The sequence below is a fragment of the Corallococcus sp. CA047B genome (assembly GCF_003612065.1).
Lineage (GTDB): Bacteria > Myxococcota > Myxococcia > Myxococcales > Myxococcaceae > Corallococcus > Corallococcus praedator.
This window is the reverse complement of record NZ_RAWD01000212.1, coordinates 1-17,149: the sequence shown is the minus strand read 5'-3', so window position 1 is coordinate 17,149 and position 17,149 is coordinate 1. Positions and strand designations below refer to the sequence as shown.

Sequence of the window (17,149 nt, the reverse complement as noted above, 5' to 3'; positions counted from 1 at the left end):
GGCTCTGGGGGAGGACACCTTCGGGGGCGGCTTGGGACGAAGCAGGGCGCATGGTGGGCAGAGGCCCATCCTCGCACCCGGCCCCGCGTGAACGCCAATCACGCCCCCGGGTGGCAGGTTCCGGGGGCGTGGGGTGGCTCAGAAGCGGGCCTGGAGCAGCAGGTTGAAGCCCAGCGCATCCGGGTCCGCGAAGACGGGTTGGCCCACGCCGGTGACGTCGTCCTCGAAGGTGGTCCGGTTGGGGTCCCTCACGTAGGAGACCTCCGCCAGGACTCCGGCCACGGAGCCCAGGTCCCAGCGGGCGGTGGCCTTCAGCGTCAGCACCGCGCGCCGGTCCTCGCCGTCCGGGAGGATGGAGAGCTGGTTGGGCCCCTGGAGCACGATGTGCCGCGCCGTCGCGCCGGGGACGAACGACAGGGGCCTCTGGAACGTCGCCGGGAGGGCGACGCGCACGAGCAGGCCCGGCGTCAGCCCCCAGTCCGCGAAGTGGTAGTCGCCGCTCAGCGTGCCGGACACCTCCGCGCGCGGATCCGCGTCCCGCCCGAAGGCCTGGTGGTTCGGAAACCCGGGGACGTCCACCTGGATGAAGGAGGCGGTCCGGAGGAAGGCCAGCGCGTGGAGCCGGAAGAAGCCCTGCTTCAGCCGCGCGTCCAGCGCCGCCGCCTGTCCCAGCTCCGAGCGCATCTGCGCGAACTCATCCACGTCCTGGAGCCGCTGCGACACGAGGCTGCCTTCCAGCGACACCGACGCGGCGAAGTCACCCGGGTAGGTCTCGGGCAGGAAGAACCGCTCGAAGAAGGTCGGGTCGCCGCTGTAGAGCGACAGGTCCACGTTGTTCCCGATGGGCGCGCCCCGGTGCCACGCCGCCGCCAGGGAGGCCCCGTACACCGGGATGGACTCCTCGATGCCCTGGTTCGCGAGGCCCGGCACCACGCCCCGGTTCAGGTGGGTGACCTTCAGGGCCAGACCCAGCTCGGGGGTGACCTCCAGGGCGCCGCCCGCGAGCAGGGCGTAGCGGGTCTCCTGGGTCAGCTTCAGGTCGTTCAAGACGGAGGCGGCCTTGGTGGCCGCGAAGACGCTCCACTGCCGGCGCGACAGCCGCAGCTCCAGCGCGGGCTCATTCCCGTCGCGGCGGGGGAAGGACTGCCGCTCCCAGGTGACGGGGTACGAAAAGCCCATGTAGACGCGGGTGGCGCTCAGCGGAAAGACACTCAGGGCCAGCCCTTCGCGCGACTCCCAGGTGGACGGCCGGTAGCGCAGACGGATGGCGCTGCCGTTGTCGCGGAAGGCCACGCCCTGGTTGTTGCCGCCCGTGGAGAAGAACATCGACAGCGCGGCTTCGGCGCGCAGGCCCGACGCCAGCTCGGGCGTGCGGACATCCAACGCCGCGTGGAGGTAGGTGAGCAGCGTGCTGTCCTCGACGGCCGCCTGGCTCGCGACAAAGGACAGACGGGCTTGGACGGGTGCTTCCACCGGGGCGGGTTCGGAAGCCTGTCCCAGGCAGAGCAGCAGCGGGAGTGTCAGGAAGGGATGGGCCATGAGCGCCGCCGCATCTAGCACGTCTGGCTTCCCTGGCTCCTGGTGGACTCAGGAGGGCCGCTTGATGCGCACGGTCTCCGAGGGCTCTTCCACGGGCGGTGTGAGCACTTCCGTCGGCGTGGCGGACTCCACGGTCGCGATGGGCTCCTCGACCCTGGGGCGCGGCGTGCTCTTGAGGAGCGCCTCGACCTCCGTGGGGGTGGGGTCGCCCAGCTCCACCAGGGCCTGTTCGCGCAGCCAGCGCTCCGAGAAGTGGTCGCGCAGCCATCCGGCGAGGTCCACCGCGGGCAGCACCTGTCGCGCGGGTTCGAGGGCCAGGTGGAAGGCCTTCGCGTCCGCGAAGCGCAGCTCCGGCCGAGGCTGGAGCGCGGTCTCGAGCACGCCGCGCAGCACGCGCGACGCGATGGGGGACTCGGGGCGCTCCAGGCCGGGAAGCTGGCTGGCGGTGGGGGCGACGTGGGGCATCGTGCGCGAGAGCAGCTCGTAGAGGACGCACCCGAGCGCGAAGAGGTCTCCGGAGGGGGTCGCCTCCTCGCCCTCGACGCGCTCGGGGGGCATGTACGCCAGCTTCCCGATGATGCCGCCTTCCTGCGTGAGCCGGCCCTCGACGGGCACGATGGCCGTCCCGGAGATGGGCTCGGGGAGGGCATCCGCGCCCTGCGCGATGCCGAAGTCGACGACCTTCACCACGCCGTCGAAGGAGACGACCAGGTTGTCCGTGCTGATGTCCCGGTGCGTGACGCCCCGCTCGTGCGCATAGGCGAGCCCGCGCAGCGCCTGCTGGCCGATTTCAACGATGACCTCCAGCGGCAGCGGGCCGCTCTTGCGAGCGCGCTTGACGAGCTCGAACACGTTCACGCCGCTCAGGTACTCCATGACGATGAACCACGCGCCGTCCAACTGCCCCAGGTCATGCACGGAGACGATGTTGGGGTGATGCAGGCGCGCGGCGGTGCGTGCCTCGCCGATGAAGCGGTGGACGCGGACCTCGGCGTCCTCGGCGTCGCCGCCGTCCAGCATCCGCTTGAGGACGACCAGCCGGTGGAAGCCCGCGCGGCCGGTGCGCACCGCGAGCCACACCTCGCCCATGCCCCCGCGTCCCAGGCGCACGAGCCGGCGGTAGCGGTGGATGCCGGTGCCCAGGTCCGCGCCCCGCAGCGAGCGCGCCGTGAGGATCGCGAGCGCGGTGGAGGACAGCAGCAGGAACGGCAGTCCGACGAGCGCGAACAGGTGCAGGCCGTCGCTCCAGCCCAGGTCGACGGCGAGCTCGCGGCCCAGGAGCGCCAGTGCGCAGAGCGACGCGACGAGCACGGCCACCGCCATCGCGCCCCGGCGCTTCAACAGCCGGGCGGCTTCCACGGCCCACGTCCCGCCCACGACCACCGCGAGCAGCCAGAACAGCGGCAGGCCCAGGCCCGCGGTCGCGCGCGCCAACTGCTCGGACGTCAGTCCGGTGGCGGAGGGCGTGCGAAGGGAGAGGACGGTGTCGAGCACCCGCACTGCTCCGAGCGCGACGGTCACGCCCAGCATCACGCGCCGCCAGCGGGTGAGCGGCAGGTCCAGCAGCGACCACAGGACGCGCAGCAGGGTGTAGGGCAGGGGGATGGACGTGAGCGCGCCCAACAGCAGCCACGGGCGCGTGTCGTCCACCATCGCGCTGGCCTCGCTGCTGGCCACGCCCACGGAGAAGCTGATGGCCGCGAAGCCGAGGAAGCTGGACGCGAGCCACAGCTGCACGCGCTGGCTCCTCACCGCGGCCCAGGTCGCGAAGTGCACCAGCGCCAGCACCACGAACGCGCCCGTGAGCGCCAGGTGCAGCATCGTGTAGGAGGTCACGGCGCTGAAGCCTAGTAAACCGGGAACTCCGTAGCGAATAGACCTCCTGTGAATGACAGGATCCGTGCAGACCGGGCTCAGGCTTGCACGCCTGTTGGCGGCGCCTCACCTTGAGGGTTGGCAGGCAAAGGGAGACCCCATGGATCCGTCACGCGAAGTGGGAGAGGCCACCCGGGAGGGTGTGGAGCAGGGGAGCGGGGAGGCGGCTCCCAGGCTGGGGCCCGAGCACCAGCGGCTGGAGGTCTTCATCGGAGGGTGGACGGCGGAAGGTGTGCTGGGTGAGGCGGCCGGGCCGCAAGCGCGTGTGAAGGCCACGGCGGTGGACCGGTACGAATGGCTTCCCGGGGGCTTCTTCCTGAGCTGTCGCGGGGTGATGCGCTTCGCGGGCGAGAGCCTGGAGAGCACGCGCATCATCGGCTTCGACCCGGAGCGTCAGCGCTACCGCATGCACCTGTTCGACAACCACGGCTATGCGCGGGTCTACGAGGGCGGGGAGCGGGACGGCGTCTGGACCTTCGCCGGAGCGCACGAGCGCGTGACGATGTCCTTCGAGGATGGCAACCAGCGGCTGGACATCCGCTGGGAACAGTCGGACGACGGAGCCACCTGGCGGCCGTTGTGTGACCTGAAGGCGACCCGGGTGCACTGACCCGGGCCGCGTCACGCTCCCTCCGTGCCCGGTTCGATGCGGCTGTGCCGCTGCGTGTCCTGCATGAAGGCATAGACGAGCAGCGAGCAGAGGATGCAACCCGTCACGTACCAGAAGAACCACGGTTCGTGGCCGGCCAGCTTCAGCCGCGTGCCTACGTACTCGGCCGTGCCTCCGAAGAGCGACACGGTCAGCGCATAGGGCAGCCCCACGCCCAGCGCCCGGATGCGCGCGGGGAACAGCTCCGCCTTCACCACGGCGTTGATGGACGTGTAGCCGGAGAGGATGACCAGCGCGGCAAGCACCAGCAGGAAGGCGGTGAACGCGTCCCGGGTCCGCGTCAGCGCGGTCAACAGCGGCACCGTGCACAGCGTGCCCATCACGCCGAACCACAGCAGCACGGGCCTGCGCCCCACCTTGTCGGAGATGAACCCGAACACCGGCTGCAACAGCATGTAGAGGAACAGCGACCCGGCGGAGATGAGCGTCGCTTCGTCCCGCGTCAGCCCCACCGAGTTCACCAGGAATTTCTGCATGTAGACGGTGTACGTATAGAAGGCCAGCGTCCCTCCCATCGTGAGCCCCACCACGATGGCCAGCTCCTTCGGATGCCGCAGCAGCTCCCGCATCGGCTGGTGCTCGGCCCCCTTCGCCGCCTCCCGGGTGAAGGCCTCCGTCTCCACCATGTTGCGCCGCATGTAGAAGCCGAAGATGGCCAGCGCCGCGCCCACCAGGAACGGGATGCGCCAACCCCACGCCTCCAACTGCGGCCCCGTCAGCACCAGCCGCTGCAACACCAGCAGCGTCATCGTCGCCAGCAGCTGCCCCATGATGAGCGTGACGTACTGGAAGGAGCTGTAGAAGCCCCGGTGGCGGGACGTCGCCACCTCGCTCAGGTACGTGGCGCTGGTGCCGTACTCGCCTCCCAGCGACAGGCCCTGGAGCAGGCGCGCCAGCATCAACACGATGGGCGCCGCCACGCCAATGCGCGCATACGTCGGACACACCGCGATGACGAAGGACCCCAGGCACATCAACGTGACGGACAACGTCAGCGCGGACCGGCGTCCCCGTTGATCCGCGTAGAGCCCCATCAGCCAACCCCCGATGGGGCGGACGAGGAACCCCAGCGCGAACACCCCGGCGGTGTTGAGCTGTTGCACGACGGGGTCGGCGTCCGGGAAGAACGCCTGCGCGAAGTACAGCGAGAACGCCGAGTAGACGTAGAAGTCGTACCACTCGATGAGGTTGCCCACCGAGCCGCCGAAGATGGAGAGCAACCGCGAGCGCATCGCCATGGGCGCAACGTATCCCACCCCATGTTTTCGCGTGGCTAGGATGCGCGAATGCTCCTCTCCAGCAATGAGTTCCTCCCCCGCGCGGAGGCCACGCTCGCCGGACTCGAAGGCCCCGTCCGCGACGCGCTCTCCCACCACGGGGAGCCCTCGGTTTCATCCCTCGCCCGTGAGTTCCCCAAGGACGCCCCGCTGTCGCCCTCCGCGCTCGTCCAGGCGCTGTGCCCCGGGCCGCTGTCACCCATTGGCTTCGCGGCCGTGGTGATGCGCGAAGTCCTGCCGCGCGTGGACGCCGTGCTCGACGCCTCCGTCGCCGAGCCCACGGTCGTGACGGGCAACGCGCGGGCTTCCGGCGGATTGCGCGTCACCGCGCCCCTCGTCGTGCTGGGAGACCTGGAGGTGGAGGGCGTGCTGGAGGACTGCGGGCCGGATTCGACGGTCGTGGTCGTGGGCCGCTGCACGGCGTGGGGGCTCAAGACATCGGGGAACTTCCTGGTGCTCGGAGACCTCGTGGTCCGGGACGTCATCCAGGGCATCTACAACGATGACAGCCTCGTCGTGGCGGGCGACCTCACCACGCGCTTCCTCGACGAGAATGATCACGACGTCTCCAGCTATGGAGAGGTCCACGCCGAGCATCACTTCGAGAACGGCCGCTCCGGCGAGGAGGCCGCATCCCTGGCCTCCACCTTCCTCGTGCCCGAACTCTGGAACCTGGACCTCGGGGAGCTCCACCACGACGACCTCTTCGAGCGCATCCAGCGGGGCGAGCCCGTCTTCACGGCCACGCCCCAGCCCCAGCAGCGCCGCGAGCCCGACGCGCCCACCGCCGAGGAGCTGGAGGGACTCGACATCGAGGGGATCGCGGCCCGGGCGTCGAAGCAGGCGCGTGCGAAGGATGTCGTCTACGCGCAGCGAAGGACGGGCGAGGTGTGGCTGCTGCGTCCGGGCAGCTTCCCCATGCACATCTTCGACGGACAGCGGTTCCTCGGGGAGGGGCCGCCGCCCGCCCTGGACGTGAAGCAGCGGGCCTCGGAGCGCGTCACCTTCTGGCGCAAGCGGGGAGACCTGTTCCTGGAGATTGAACGCTTCGGCGCCGTCATCCAGCTCCACGTGGGCATCAACAACGGTTCGCTGAAGACGTTCCGCTTCGCCTTCGAGACCTCCGACGCCGCGGCGTCGGAGGTGCGGCGGCTGGAGGCCCGCTACACCGGAGACTTCCTGCGCGTCACGTCCGTGATTCCCGGCCGGGGCCCGCTCGAACGGGAGTTCGCTCACTACGGCGGACCGAAGGCCGAATACACCTCCGCCATCGTGGACGGCACGACGCTGGTGACCCGCGACGGCGAGCGTCATCCCTTCGATGACGAGGCCGCCGCATTGAGTGCCCTGGAGGACTGGATCGCCGCGAAGCGCCAGGCCGGGTTCGACCTGAAGATCCTCGAGTGGAAGCCCTTCGGCCTCCTGGGTCGACGTTAGCCCGTCACCTCCGCCGCCACGGCCTCGGTGATGCTGAGCGCGGCCGGCGTGGGGATGACGCGCGAGAGCCGCAAGCCTGCCTGGGCGAAGAGCTTGCGGAAGTCCTCCTCGGTGCGCTCGCGGCCGGGCAGCGACGCCAGCATCATCACGTCGAGCACCTTGCCCCCGTGCGGCGCGCTCCCGGGAGGGATGACGGTGTCCACCACCAGCACCCGGCCGCCCTGGGCCATCTCGCGGCGACAGTGGCGCAGGATGTCCACGCACACCGCGTCGCTCCAGTCGTGGAGGATGCGCTTGAGGACATACGTGTCCGCGCCCGAAGGCACCGTCTGGAAGAAGTCCCCCTCCACCAGCTCACAGCGCGAGGAGAGCCCCGCCGAGGCGATGCGCGCCTCGTCCAGGACGTGGCGGTGGTCGAAGAGCACGCCCTGGAGCGACGGCGCGGCCTGGAGCACTTCGATGAGGAAGCCGCCGTGGCCGCCGCCCACGTCCACCACCCGCCGGCAGGCGCTGAAGTCATAGCTGCGCGCGATGGGGCCGTTCTCCAGGTCCGACAGGCTGGACATGCCCCGGTGGAAGGTGGCGCCCGCCGCCGCGTTGCTGGCGAGGTGGTCGAAGAAGGGCTTGCCGAAGATCTGCTCGAAGGCGTTCTTCCCCGTCCGCACCGTCTGCGCGAGCGCTCCGGTCGGTGCCCAGAAGATGTCCTGCGTGAGCATCAACACCGCGCTGCGCAGGGAACCGGGGGCGTGGGTGCGCAGCAGGTCGGAGGCGGGGGGGAGCGCGAAGTTTCCGGCGGCATCCTCGGAGAACACGCCCGCGCTCGCCAGCAGCCGGAGCACCCGGTAGAGCGACGCCGCATCCGCGCCCACCGCCTCGGCGAGCAGGGCCGCGCTCTTCGGGCCCTGCTCCAACTGATCCGCGACACCCAGCTCCGCCGCCGTGGCCAGCGCGCCGGACAGGATGAAACCAAAACCAAGGTCGACGATGAGCTGCGCCGGATGGACGGAGGGAGAGGTCATCTCCAGGTCGTACTCCCGGTCAAAACCAGACGTCAACCCACCGGAGGCAAGCCGGCCCGCAGCGTGCGCCGGGTGGAGATGAAGACGATGAGGCCCACGGAAAGCTCGATGAAGATGGCCGCGACATAGAAGGGACGCGGCATCCCATCCAGCAGGACCGACAGTGCCCGCTCCGCCGCACCCAGGAAGATGATGCCCAGGTAGAAGCGGTTGAAGCGGCGGTCGGTGTAGATGAGGTCGCGAAAGCACACGCAGAAGACGCCAAACCCAAACTCCATGCTCTTCATGTACCGGTATTGGTTCAGGGCGCTCGCCAGGGTCCGCTCCGGCAGGCCCGCGTCGAAGACACCTCGCGCGTAGACCTCGAAGCCGAGCGGTCCCCAGCGCGGCACGAGCAGCCCCAGCACTCCGCCCACCAGGATGAGGAACCAGGCGTACCCCTGGAAGGCCAGGGCGTCGATCCACCGCCACGGCCCGGTGATGCGGGCGGCTGCCCTGCGCGCTCCCGGTCCTTGCATGCCTTTGGCCCCCTGGCGGTGACGCACCGCCACGCACGTGCCCACCCGCGAAGGCACGATGCCCGGCTTCCGGCCGCGACGTCCGCCGTCGCTCCCCGGCCCTTCGGGGGCGTGTGGGGAACTGGACCCGGACACGCCCCGAAGTCGGTGAGGCCGTGCACCCGCGCTCAGGCGCGCAGCGTGCGACCGAACAGTTCGAGGATCCTGCGCCAGTGCGTCTCCGCGGCCTGCGGGTGGTACGCGGGCCAGTTGTCCACCGCGTAGCCGTGGCGCGCGCCCGGGTAGAGCTCCGACACGTACTTGACGCCGGCTGCCTTCAAGGCCGCTTCCAGCGTCTGGATGTCTTCCGCGGTCATCGAGCTGTCGTTGTCCGCGTGGCCGAAGTACAGCTCACCCTTCACCTGGCCCACCAGCCGGTGGGGACTGTCGGGCGAGTCCGTCGCCAGCTTCCCGCCATGGGACGAGGCCACCGCGCCGATGCGGTCCGGGAAGTTCGCGGCCATGCGCACGGCGACGCCCCCGCCGAAGCAGTAGCCCGTCACCCCCACCTTGGACCCCGGCTGCACCGACGGGTGCCGGGCCAGGAAGTCGAGCTCCGCGGCGGCGTCCGTCTTCTGCCGCTCGGGCGTCAGGTTCCCGATGAGCGCGTAGATGTGCTTGCGGAACACCGGGTCCTCGAACGTGCCCTTGAGCTCCAGTTTCGAGGCATGCCCGTCCCGGTAGAAGACGTTGGGCAGCAGGACGACATACCCCGCCGCCGCGATGCGCCGGGCCATGCTCTCCAGCGAGGGCCGCACGCCCATCGCGTCCATGCACAGGATGACCGCCGGCCACGAGCCAGCGCCTTCGGGTTGAAACAGCTTCGCGTCCAGCACGCCATCCGCGGTCTTGATGTCGACGTCTTGCATGTGACTCGGTGACCTCCAGGTCGGGCGGACCGCCCGATGCCTGATGGTGTCATCCCAGGGGACGCCGGGCCACCCCCTCCATGGGCCCGGCATCCGTGTCTGCAATTGAGGCCGGGGCTACTTGACGCAGCTGGCGTAGCCGCGCTTGCCGTTGACGACCGTCATCTCCCAGTAGCGGGTGCCGCTGTTGTAGTCGATGGACACGCCGTCGGTGAAGCTGCTGGTCGTCATGGGACCGCCGAGGCCCGTCAGCAGGCAGGCCACGCCGCCGGGGTTGTACGCCAGGTTCTCCGTGAAGCCGCCGCCGTAGCCGGAGCCCCACAGCCAGCTGCCCTGGCCGGTGGGCACGTCCACGCACATGGCGCGTCCGCCACCCGTTCCCGACAGGTCTCCGCCCAGGTACCAGTTGAGGCCGTCATTCCACACCTTCACCTCGTCATCGCCGGTGGTGAACGCGCCCGTGGACGCCTCCAGCCGGGTCAGGAAGCAGCGCCGGTCGGCGGTGACCGCGCCCAGCAGCTTCGCCGCGGTCCCCTGACGCCAGGTGACCTCCGCGGTGCGGCCGGTGGACGTGGCGAGGCACTGGACGCCCGTGCCCAGCGCCTTGCTGTTGTTGTGATTGACATAGACAAACCAGTTGCCGCCAGACATGTACGTGCCGGCGCTGCTCCAGTTCCCCGCGACGGTCGGCTTCAGGTTGCCCTGCACGCCTGTGAGGAAGCACGTCTGCCCCGTGGTGGTCCCGATGGTGTACGTGGTGTTGCCGTTGTTGGAGGTGCCCCACCAGTACGTGCCGCCCAGCGCGACGCCCTGCTCCACCTGGGCGAGCGACTCGGGGGCGTCGGCCGCGACGGCGGCCTCCGGCTGCACGTCCTCCGGCAGGCCCTGGCCGTCCAGTTCGGCGCCACAGCCCGCCGCGAGGAGGGCGAAGGGAACCGCGAGGAAGAGCTTCTGCACGGACTGCTTCGTGATGGGACCCATGTTCAAGTTCCGTCCTTGTCTTTGCCGCGTTTGGGGAGGGTGCTCCCGCTCGCTTCCGGCACGCCGTTCCAGGCGGGCCTCGCGTCGGGGAACGGGGAGGCGACAAAGCAACGGGAGTGCCAGCAGCGGTGCCGGGGGGCGGCTCCAGAAGAAGCGCTCAACGTGTGCAAACCTTGCACAGCCCCGGGAGCCGGGACGGTGCAGGGTCTGCATTCCGTGCAACGTTTGCACGAGGCGCGGCGGCCTGGCGTGCGGGCAGCCCCTGGCGGCCCGGCTTCTGGCAGGATCCGACGCGTGTTCCCCCTCAGGAGGCCGATGTGACGACCCACCACCGGAGTGCCGCGACCGCTGTCCGGACCTTGTTGCTGCTAGGCGTGTTGGTCGCGGGCGGCGCGGGGGCGGAGGTGGTGCGCGCGGAGTTCCTCATCCCCTCGGATCCGGGCATCGAGGTGTCCGTCCGGGAGGTGAAGGACACGGGGATGCAGGTGGCGGGACTTGCGCCGCTCATCCTCCTGCACGGTGCGCGGGTGCCGGGGCGTGCGTCCTTCGACCTGCCCGTGGAGGGGGGCTCGCTGGCGGGTGACCTCGCACGCGCGGGGCACGCCGTCTACGTGATGGACGTGCGGGGCTACGGAGGTTCGACGCGGCCGCAGGCCATGGGGCTGCCCCCGGCGGGCCGGCCGCTCGTGGGCTCGCACGAGGCCGTCCGGGATGTGCACGCGGTGGTGGCGTGGGTGCAGGCGCGCACGGGGCAGCGCAGGGTCGGGCTCCTGGGCTGGGCCACCGGTGGGCACTGGGTGGGGATGTACGCCAGCCTGCATCCGGAGGAGGTCAGCCACCTCATCCTGCTCAACGCGCTGTACGCGGGGAGCGCCGAACACAAGATGCTGGGGCGGGGCACGGACTTCGAGGACCCGAAGCGGCCGGGCCACTTCAACGCCGAAGGGCTGGGCGCCTACCGTTGGAACACCGGGGCGTCGGTGCTCGCCGTCTGGGACCGCAACCTTCCGGAGGAGAAGGACAAGGCGCGCGACCCCCAGGTGGCCGAGTCCTTCCTGCGCGAGGCGCTCGCGAGTGATCCGCTGGCGCCGTCCCGGACGCCGTTCGCCTTCCGGGCGCCGTCCGGGGCGCTGGAGGACAGCTTCCTGCTCGCCATCGGTCGGCAGCTCTGGGACGCGGGCTCCATCTCCGGCCGCGTCCTCATCCTCCGTTCGGAGAACGACTTCTGGAGCCGGCCCGAGGACGTCACCCGCCTCCAGGAGCACCTGGGCCGCGCGGCCCTCGTGAAGGCGGTCGTGCTTCCAGGCGCGACGCACTTCGTCCACCTGGAGCGCCCGGACCGGGGCCGCCGCCTGCTGATGGAGGAGGTGTTGCGCTTCACCGGCGCCAGGACGGGTCCGGCTCCGAAGCCGCCCGCGAAGTAGGGCTGTCGCGGAGTGTGTGTCTGGGAGGCCCGACCCGCCTTGGCTCGCGGGTCGGGCCTTGCTCACTCAGCCCTGGGACTCAGCCACAGTTGTCGGGCTGGTAGATGCCGTAATCGGTCTTCGTTCCGACGACGCGCAGCGTATGCCCACAGCTGCAGTCGCCGTGTCCGACCTGCACGCTGTAGGTCGCGTCGCTGTAGTAGGTGACGAAGGAGAAGCCTTCGCAGAAAGGCAGCTCATCCTCGCGCGTGCCCAGCTGGGGCTGCTCTCCGACGTCTTCGACGCCACCGCAGCCCGCCAACAGCCCCACCGCCAACAATCCGCCAATGATGCTTCCGCGCATGATGGATCCCCTGGACCGATATTCGAGGTTGTGAAGCTTCGCGAGGATAGCGGGCTTCTTCACACCCCGCACGCCGCGAAGCAGCACGGCGCCGGCGGCTGTAGGATTCAGGGGATGACTTCCATCCGCAGACTGGAACAGGCGACCCCCGCAGAGCGTCAGGCCCTCACCGAGCTGATCCTCGCGACGGTGAATGGGGGGGCGTCCATTGGCTTCCTGGCGCCGCTGGCACCGGAGGTGGCGGAGGCGTACTGGCAGGGGGTGCTCGCGTCGCTAGGGCCGGGCCTGGTGCTCTGGGTCGCGGAGCATGACGGGCGCATCGTCGGCTCCGTGCAGCTCGCGCCCAGCCTGCGCCAGAACGGCCTGCACCGCGCGGACCTCATGAAGCTGATGGTGCATCCCAGCGCCCGGGGCCAGGGCGTCTCCTCGCGACTGCTGCGCGAGGTGGAGCAGTTCGCCCGCAGCGAGGGCCGCACCCTGCTGGTGTTGGACTCGGAGCTGGGGTCGAAGGCGGAGTCCGTGTACCAGCATCACCAGTGGCAGCGGGTGGGGGAGATTCCGGGCTACGCGAAGGACACGGGCGGCGTCCTCCGCTCCACTGTGGTCTATTTCAAGACGCTCTCCTCCTGACGCCTCGCAGGGCTTCTCTACACATCCCAGACCCCTGGCGCGTCGCCCGGCAACGCTGACGCGTCCCGCAGGAACGCAAGCCCGCATTGCCGGAGACGCGGCGGGCACCTGCGCCGCCTCTGGGGACCCTGGAGGGCGAAGGACTGGCATGTGCCGTGCTTTGTGCATGCCGGCTGCGTGAGCGCGTCCCACGCACCTTCGGAAGGCCCCCAAACATGAGTTCCCATGAGAACCCCATGCGGCGACGCCGCGTGGCGTTGTGCGCTGTCTTCTGCGTCCTGGGCGTCACCGCCGGAGGCCTGGCGGGCTGCAAGCAGAAGGAGCCGACCCCCACGAAGCCAGACGTCCCGCCGCAGACGGTGAGCGCGCCGGACGCTGGCACCCCGGGCGTGAAGATCGTCCTGGACCCCACCATCCCCCCGGATGCGACGTTCGGTCAGAACGACTCGACGCTGGCGCAGCTCCAGCACGACTTCGACACCTATTCGTGGAACACGTTCATCTCCGCGAACTGGCCGGTGGGCGCCGACGGCGGCGTGGATCCCTCTCAGCCTCCGGGCAAGAACGGGGACAACCGCACCGTGTGGCAGGGCTGGATGCCGGCCACCAGCATCTTCCTGGCGGGCGGCGCGCCGCCTCCGGCCTGGGGTGCGCCTCCCGTGCTCCCCGCCATCTGCCAGGGAAAGCTGCCCGTGGGCGGCCGGTTCCTCACGCAGGTGGGCAAGACGCCGGGCCTGCTCAATGAGTCCGTCCAGCCCTTTGACACGGGGCCGCTGATTGATCAGCAGGGCAACTACGCCCGCTTCGAAATCCTCGTCAACCAGGTGATGTTCAATCAGATCGTCACCCAGAAGCTCTACTCCAAGGCGGGACAGCAGGCCTTCAACGCTCCCGCTAACTTCAACTGCGGCAACTCCAAGACGGGCGAACAGGGCGCCATCATGGTGAAGGCCGCGTGGAAGCCGCTGGAGGACCCGGCCGACGCGGCCCGCTTCCACTCCGCCCAGGCGCTCGTCTACACGCCGGCGTCGGTGAACCCGAAGATCCAGGAGAGCTGCAAGGTGCAGCTCATGGGCCTGGTGGGGCTCCACATCGGACACAAGACGAGCAGCGCGGCGCAGTGGATCTGGTCCACGTTCGAGCACGTGGACAACGTGCCCACGCAGGAGCAGGTCAAGGCGGGGCAGCTCGCCTCGCGCTACAACTTCTTCAACCCGGCCTGCACGGACTGCGTCGCCAACCAGACGCCGCCCCGGCCGTGGGATCCGAACAAGAAGATCGTCGTCAACGGCAAGGTCTTCAAGAGCCAGATCGTCCGCGTGGACGTGCGCCCGCCCCTGATGGTGGACAGCGCGCGCATCCTCAACGCGGAGGCGAAGGCGCTGCTCGGCGGGGTGAATCCCAAGTCGGTGTGGACGAACTACGAGCTCATCAGCACGCAGTGGCCCACGAACCCGGGCGACTGCGCCGTCGCGGAGCTGGAGGACGGCTCCCCCGCGCCGCAGTTCCTCGCGAACTCCACCCTGGAGACATACATCCAGGGCAAGGTGCCCGGCGTCTCCTCCAGCTGCATCCGGTGCCACAACAACGCCGCGATGACCACGGCCAAGAGCTCCGACTTCACCTTCCTCCTGGAGCGGGCGCAGTGAACCGCCCCTCCGCATGCCTTTCCTTCGCAAGGAGTCTGGAATGAGCAACAGCCCAACGCCCTCCACCCGGATGGATCAGTTCGTCGCGCTCTCCTCGGTGCTGACCGGCTTCACGCAGGACACCCTGGCCCCGCAGCTGGACCCCACCGACCCTCCGCTCAAGAAGCTCTACCTGGACGCCGCGGACAAGAGCAGCACGCAGACGGTGGACGCGCTGCTCGCCGCGTTCGCGAACCTGTCGGGACAGCCTGCGCAGACCATCGCCAACACGCTGCTGGAGGTGGACAGCACGAACCCGACCGCGAACGCGCTGATGGCCCGGAGCATCCTGAAGCTCTGGTACCTGGGCTCCTGGTACGCGCCCACGTCGCTCAGCGCCACGGACGGCACCGTCGTGGCGATGAATGCCTATATCGGTGGGCTGGCCTGGAGCGCGATGCAGGCCCACCCCATGGGCTACAGCGAGCTCAAGTTCGGTTACTGGAATTCCGCACCGCCGCCGCTGTCCGGCGTCCTCCCTCCGAGTGAGGCGAACCATGGCTGACCCGAAGACGTATGACGTGGTGATTGTCGGCGCGGGCATCGCGGGTGGCATCATCGCCCTGGAGCTGGGCCGTCTGGGCAAGCATGTGCTCATCCTGGAGGCGGGGGCGCCCATCCCCGCCAGCCGCGAGCAGTACATGGAGAACTTCTTCCTGTCGGCGGCCAAGACGCCGGAGTCGCCCTATCCGCCGAAGACGCTGGCCCCGGCGGAGGAGGCCACGCCCCGTCCCACCATCCTGGGGCTCAACAACTGGAAGAACGCCCAGAAGAGCTACCTGGTCCAGCCGACGCCGGACCCCACGTTCCAGCCGAAGCAGTTGCCCTTCGCCAGCACCTACGAGCGCATTGGCGGCGGGACGACCTGGCACTGGCTGGGGACCTCCCTGCGGCTGGTGCCCGACGACCTGGTGATGCATTCCTATTACAAGGCCCCGGGCTTCGGACCCGGCACCGACTGGCCCATCGAGTACTCGGAGCTGGAGACGCTCTATGGCAAGGCGGAGGATGAGATTGGCGTGTCCGCCAGCGTGGCGGAGCAGGCCCCGCTCCAGCAGGCCATTGGCCTGACGTACCCGGCGGGCTACCAGTACCCCATGCAGGCCATCCCGGAGAGCCTGGTGGATGAGGCCATCTCCCAGGGCGTGAGCGGCATGAGCCTGTTTGGCCAGCCCGTCTTCGTCACCCCGACGCCCGCGGGCCGCAATTCCCAGCCGCGCGCCAACCGGCCCGTGTGCGCGGGCAATACCAACTGCATCCCCATCTGCCCCATCCAGGCGAAGTACGACGCGACGGTGACGCTCAACGCCGCGCTCAACACGGGCAACGTGGACGTCCAGTACCGCTCCGTCGTGACGCGGCTCTTGGCGGACACCCAGGGGCGCATCTCCAGCGTGGAATACATCACCTACAACCGGGAGCTGAAGCCGGGGCCGGTGACGACGTCCCAGGTGAGCGCGACGACCTACGTCCTGGCGGCGCACGCCATCGAGAATCCGAAGATCCTGCTCAACAGCAAGTCCTCGGCCTTCCCCAACGGACTGGCCAACAGCAGCGACCAGCTGGGCCGCAATCTGATGGACCACGTGCTCTACCTGTCGTGGGCGCTGATGCCCGAGGGCAAGCCCGTGTTTCCGTACCGGGGCCCGCTCTCCACCTCCGGCATCGAAAGCCTGCGCAACGGTCCGTTCCGGAGCCAGCGCGCCGCCTTCCGCATGGAGATTGGCAACGAGGGGTGGAACTTCCCCATCGGGGACCCGTACGCCACGGTCAACGACTTCATCAACGGCACCAACGTCTCCGCGCTCAACCCCGTCACCCCGCCGGGGACACCGCAGCCCTCGCCCAGCCTGAAGCTGGGCGGGCGGGATCTGGTGATGGCGCTCAATGACAGGCTGACCCGGCAGTTCCGGATGGCCTGCCTCATCGAGCAGAGCCCCCAGGCGGAGAACCGCGTCACCCTGGATCCGACGCTCAAGGACGGTCTGGGCCTGCCGCGACCGAAGATCTCCTATGGGTTCGACAAGTACACGCTGGACGGGTTCATGGCGGCGAAGCAGGCCAGCTCCGCCATCTACCAGGCGATGGGCGCGACGGAGTTCACCGACTACAGCAAGTCCCAGAGCCAGCCCGGCTACTTCGAGTACGAAGGCCAGTCGTTCGTCTTCTTCGGCGCGGGCCACGTGATGGGCACCCACCGGATGGGGTCGGATCCGAAGCTGTCGGTGGTGGATGCCAATCAGCGCTCGCACGACCATGAGAACCTCTGGATTGTCGGCAGTGGGAGCTTCCCCACGGTCGCCACGCCGAACCCGACCCTCACGCTCGCGGCGCTCGCCTTCAAGACCGCGGCGAGCCTGGGCAAGGCGCTGACACTGTAGGCCTCGGGTCCGGCGCCCCGCGGGAGGACTCGCGGGGCGTCGTGCCCCCCTCCGGCGGAGCCCCTCTTCCGGGGGCCGCCGTGGAGGGACACGGCGTGAAGGCGTGCCGCATCCAGCGAAGGCTGTTATCGGAAGCTCCCGCGCCCGACGCCGTCGTCGCCTCGCCTGCCTGAGGACCCAGCCGCCATGCCGCACTTCTCATCCCGCTTCGTTGACGCCACCCCGGGAGACCCGCTCACGGACACGCGGTCGCGCCAGGTGCAGGGGGCGCTCTGGTCCCGCGTCCAGCCCACGCCCGTCTCCGCGCCCCGGCTGGTCGCCTTCTCGCCGGAGGTCGCACGCCTGCTGGGCCTGGATGAACAGACGCTGCGCTCCGAAGGGTGGGTGCGGGTGCTGGCGGGCAACGCGCTGGAGCCGGGCATGGTGCCGTACGCGGCCAACTACGGCGGCCACCAGTTC

The 17,149-nt window shown here is 69.5% G+C and carries 15 protein-coding genes and 1 pseudogene; 8 read left to right on the top strand and 8 right to left on the bottom strand.

Annotation, left to right across the window (positions count from 1 at the left end; translation table 11 throughout):
* Nucleotides 1–138 precede the first annotated feature (138 nt).
* Together D7X74_RS27680 and D7X74_RS27675 are read right to left on the bottom strand one after the other, a co-directional pair.
* Entirely contained in the window at nt 139–1,539 is a 1,401-nt protein-coding gene (locus D7X74_RS27680) for a hypothetical protein (protein WP_120536007.1), read from the bottom strand.
* A 48-nt stretch (nt 1,540–1,587) separates the two neighbouring features.
* Nucleotides 1,588–3,375 carry a serine/threonine-protein kinase gene (locus D7X74_RS27675; RefSeq protein ID WP_233602281.1) on the bottom strand — a complete coding sequence of 596 codons (1,788 nt, stop codon included), beginning with the start codon at nt 3,373–3,375 and terminating at the stop codon, nt 1,588–1,590.
* Between the two features lie 139 nt (nt 3,376–3,514).
* On the opposite strand from D7X74_RS27675, the gene D7X74_RS27670 reads away from it, so the two are divergent.
* Nucleotides 3,515–4,024, top strand: coding sequence for a DUF1579 family protein (locus tag D7X74_RS27670; protein ID WP_158622300.1), 510 nt, complete (start codon nt 3,515–3,517; stop codon nt 4,022–4,024).
* 11 nt (nt 4,025–4,035) lie between these two features.
* On the opposite strand, the gene D7X74_RS27665 is transcribed toward D7X74_RS27670, so the two are convergent.
* The gene (locus D7X74_RS27665) at nt 4,036–5,322 is read right to left on the bottom strand and encodes an MFS transporter (protein ID WP_120536005.1); all 1,287 of its coding nucleotides are present in this window, start codon (nt 5,320–5,322) and stop codon (nt 4,036–4,038) included.
* Between the two features lie 48 nt (nt 5,323–5,370).
* On the opposite strand from D7X74_RS27665, the gene D7X74_RS27660 reads away from it, so the two are divergent.
* Complete coding sequence (locus D7X74_RS27660) at nt 5,371–6,798, top strand: hypothetical protein (RefSeq protein ID WP_120536004.1); 1,428 nt, start codon at nt 5,371–5,373, stop codon at nt 6,796–6,798.
* Here D7X74_RS27660 and D7X74_RS27655 read toward each other — a convergent pair.
* The 4 genes from D7X74_RS27655 to D7X74_RS27640 all read right to left on the bottom strand — a co-directional run bounded on the left by D7X74_RS27655 (nt 6,795) and on the right by D7X74_RS27640 (nt 10,224).
* Nucleotides 6,795–7,817 carry a methyltransferase gene (locus D7X74_RS27655; RefSeq protein WP_120536003.1) on the bottom strand — a complete coding sequence of 341 codons (1,023 nt, stop codon included), beginning with the start codon at nt 7,815–7,817 and terminating at the stop codon, nt 6,795–6,797. The genes D7X74_RS27660 and D7X74_RS27655 overlap by 4 nt on opposite strands.
* Before the next feature lie 32 nt (nt 7,818–7,849).
* Nucleotides 7,850–8,335, bottom strand: a complete 486-nt coding sequence (locus tag D7X74_RS27650; protein WP_147444432.1) for a DUF4345 domain-containing protein — start codon at nt 8,333–8,335, stop codon at nt 7,850–7,852.
* A gap of 167 nt (nt 8,336–8,502) precedes the next feature.
* Nucleotides 8,503–9,243, bottom strand: coding sequence for a dienelactone hydrolase family protein (locus D7X74_RS27645; protein ID WP_120536001.1), 741 nt, complete (start codon nt 9,241–9,243; stop codon nt 8,503–8,505).
* A gap of 117 nt (nt 9,244–9,360) precedes the next feature.
* Nucleotides 9,361–10,224 carry a hypothetical protein gene (locus tag D7X74_RS27640; protein ID WP_120536000.1) on the bottom strand — a complete coding sequence of 288 codons (864 nt, stop codon included), beginning with the start codon at nt 10,222–10,224 and terminating at the stop codon, nt 9,361–9,363.
* Nucleotides 10,225–10,541: 317 nt separating this feature from the next.
* Between D7X74_RS27640 and D7X74_RS27635 the strand changes: the two genes are divergently transcribed.
* Nucleotides 10,542–11,648, top strand: coding sequence for an alpha/beta fold hydrolase (locus D7X74_RS27635; RefSeq protein ID WP_120535999.1), 1,107 nt, complete (start codon nt 10,542–10,544; stop codon nt 11,646–11,648).
* Nucleotides 11,649–11,727: 79 nt separating this feature from the next.
* Here D7X74_RS27635 and D7X74_RS27630 read toward each other — a convergent pair whose 3' ends face one another.
* The gene (locus D7X74_RS27630) at nt 11,728–11,991 is read right to left on the bottom strand and encodes a hypothetical protein (RefSeq protein ID WP_147444433.1); all 264 of its coding nucleotides are present in this window, start codon (nt 11,989–11,991) and stop codon (nt 11,728–11,730) included.
* A 114-nt stretch (nt 11,992–12,105) separates the two neighbouring features.
* Here D7X74_RS27630 and D7X74_RS27625 point away from each other — a divergent pair, with 114 nt between their 5' ends.
* From D7X74_RS27625 to D7X74_RS27605, 5 genes and pseudogenes are all read left to right on the top strand, one after another.
* On the top strand, nt 12,106–12,621 hold the full coding sequence (locus D7X74_RS27625; RefSeq protein WP_120535997.1) for a GNAT family N-acetyltransferase: 516 nt from the start codon (nt 12,106–12,108) through the stop codon (nt 12,619–12,621).
* A gap of 236 nt (nt 12,622–12,857) precedes the next feature.
* On the top strand, nt 12,858–14,270 hold the full coding sequence (locus D7X74_RS27620) for a hypothetical protein (protein ID WP_147446694.1): 1,413 nt from the start codon (nt 12,858–12,860) through the stop codon (nt 14,268–14,270).
* A 40-nt stretch (nt 14,271–14,310) separates the two neighbouring features.
* Nucleotides 14,311–14,814 (top strand): sorbitol dehydrogenase, encoded by a 504-nt coding sequence (locus D7X74_RS27615; protein WP_147446693.1) that lies wholly within the window; start codon nt 14,311–14,313, stop codon nt 14,812–14,814.
* On the top strand, nt 14,807–16,690 hold the full coding sequence (locus D7X74_RS27610; protein ID WP_120535994.1) for a GMC family oxidoreductase: 1,884 nt from the start codon (nt 14,807–14,809) through the stop codon (nt 16,688–16,690). The genes D7X74_RS27615 and D7X74_RS27610 overlap by 8 nt, the downstream gene beginning before the upstream one ends.
* A gap of 186 nt (nt 16,691–16,876) precedes the next feature.
* Nucleotides 16,877–17,149, top strand: a pseudogene (locus tag D7X74_RS27605) (protein adenylyltransferase SelO family protein); the annotation flags it as partial.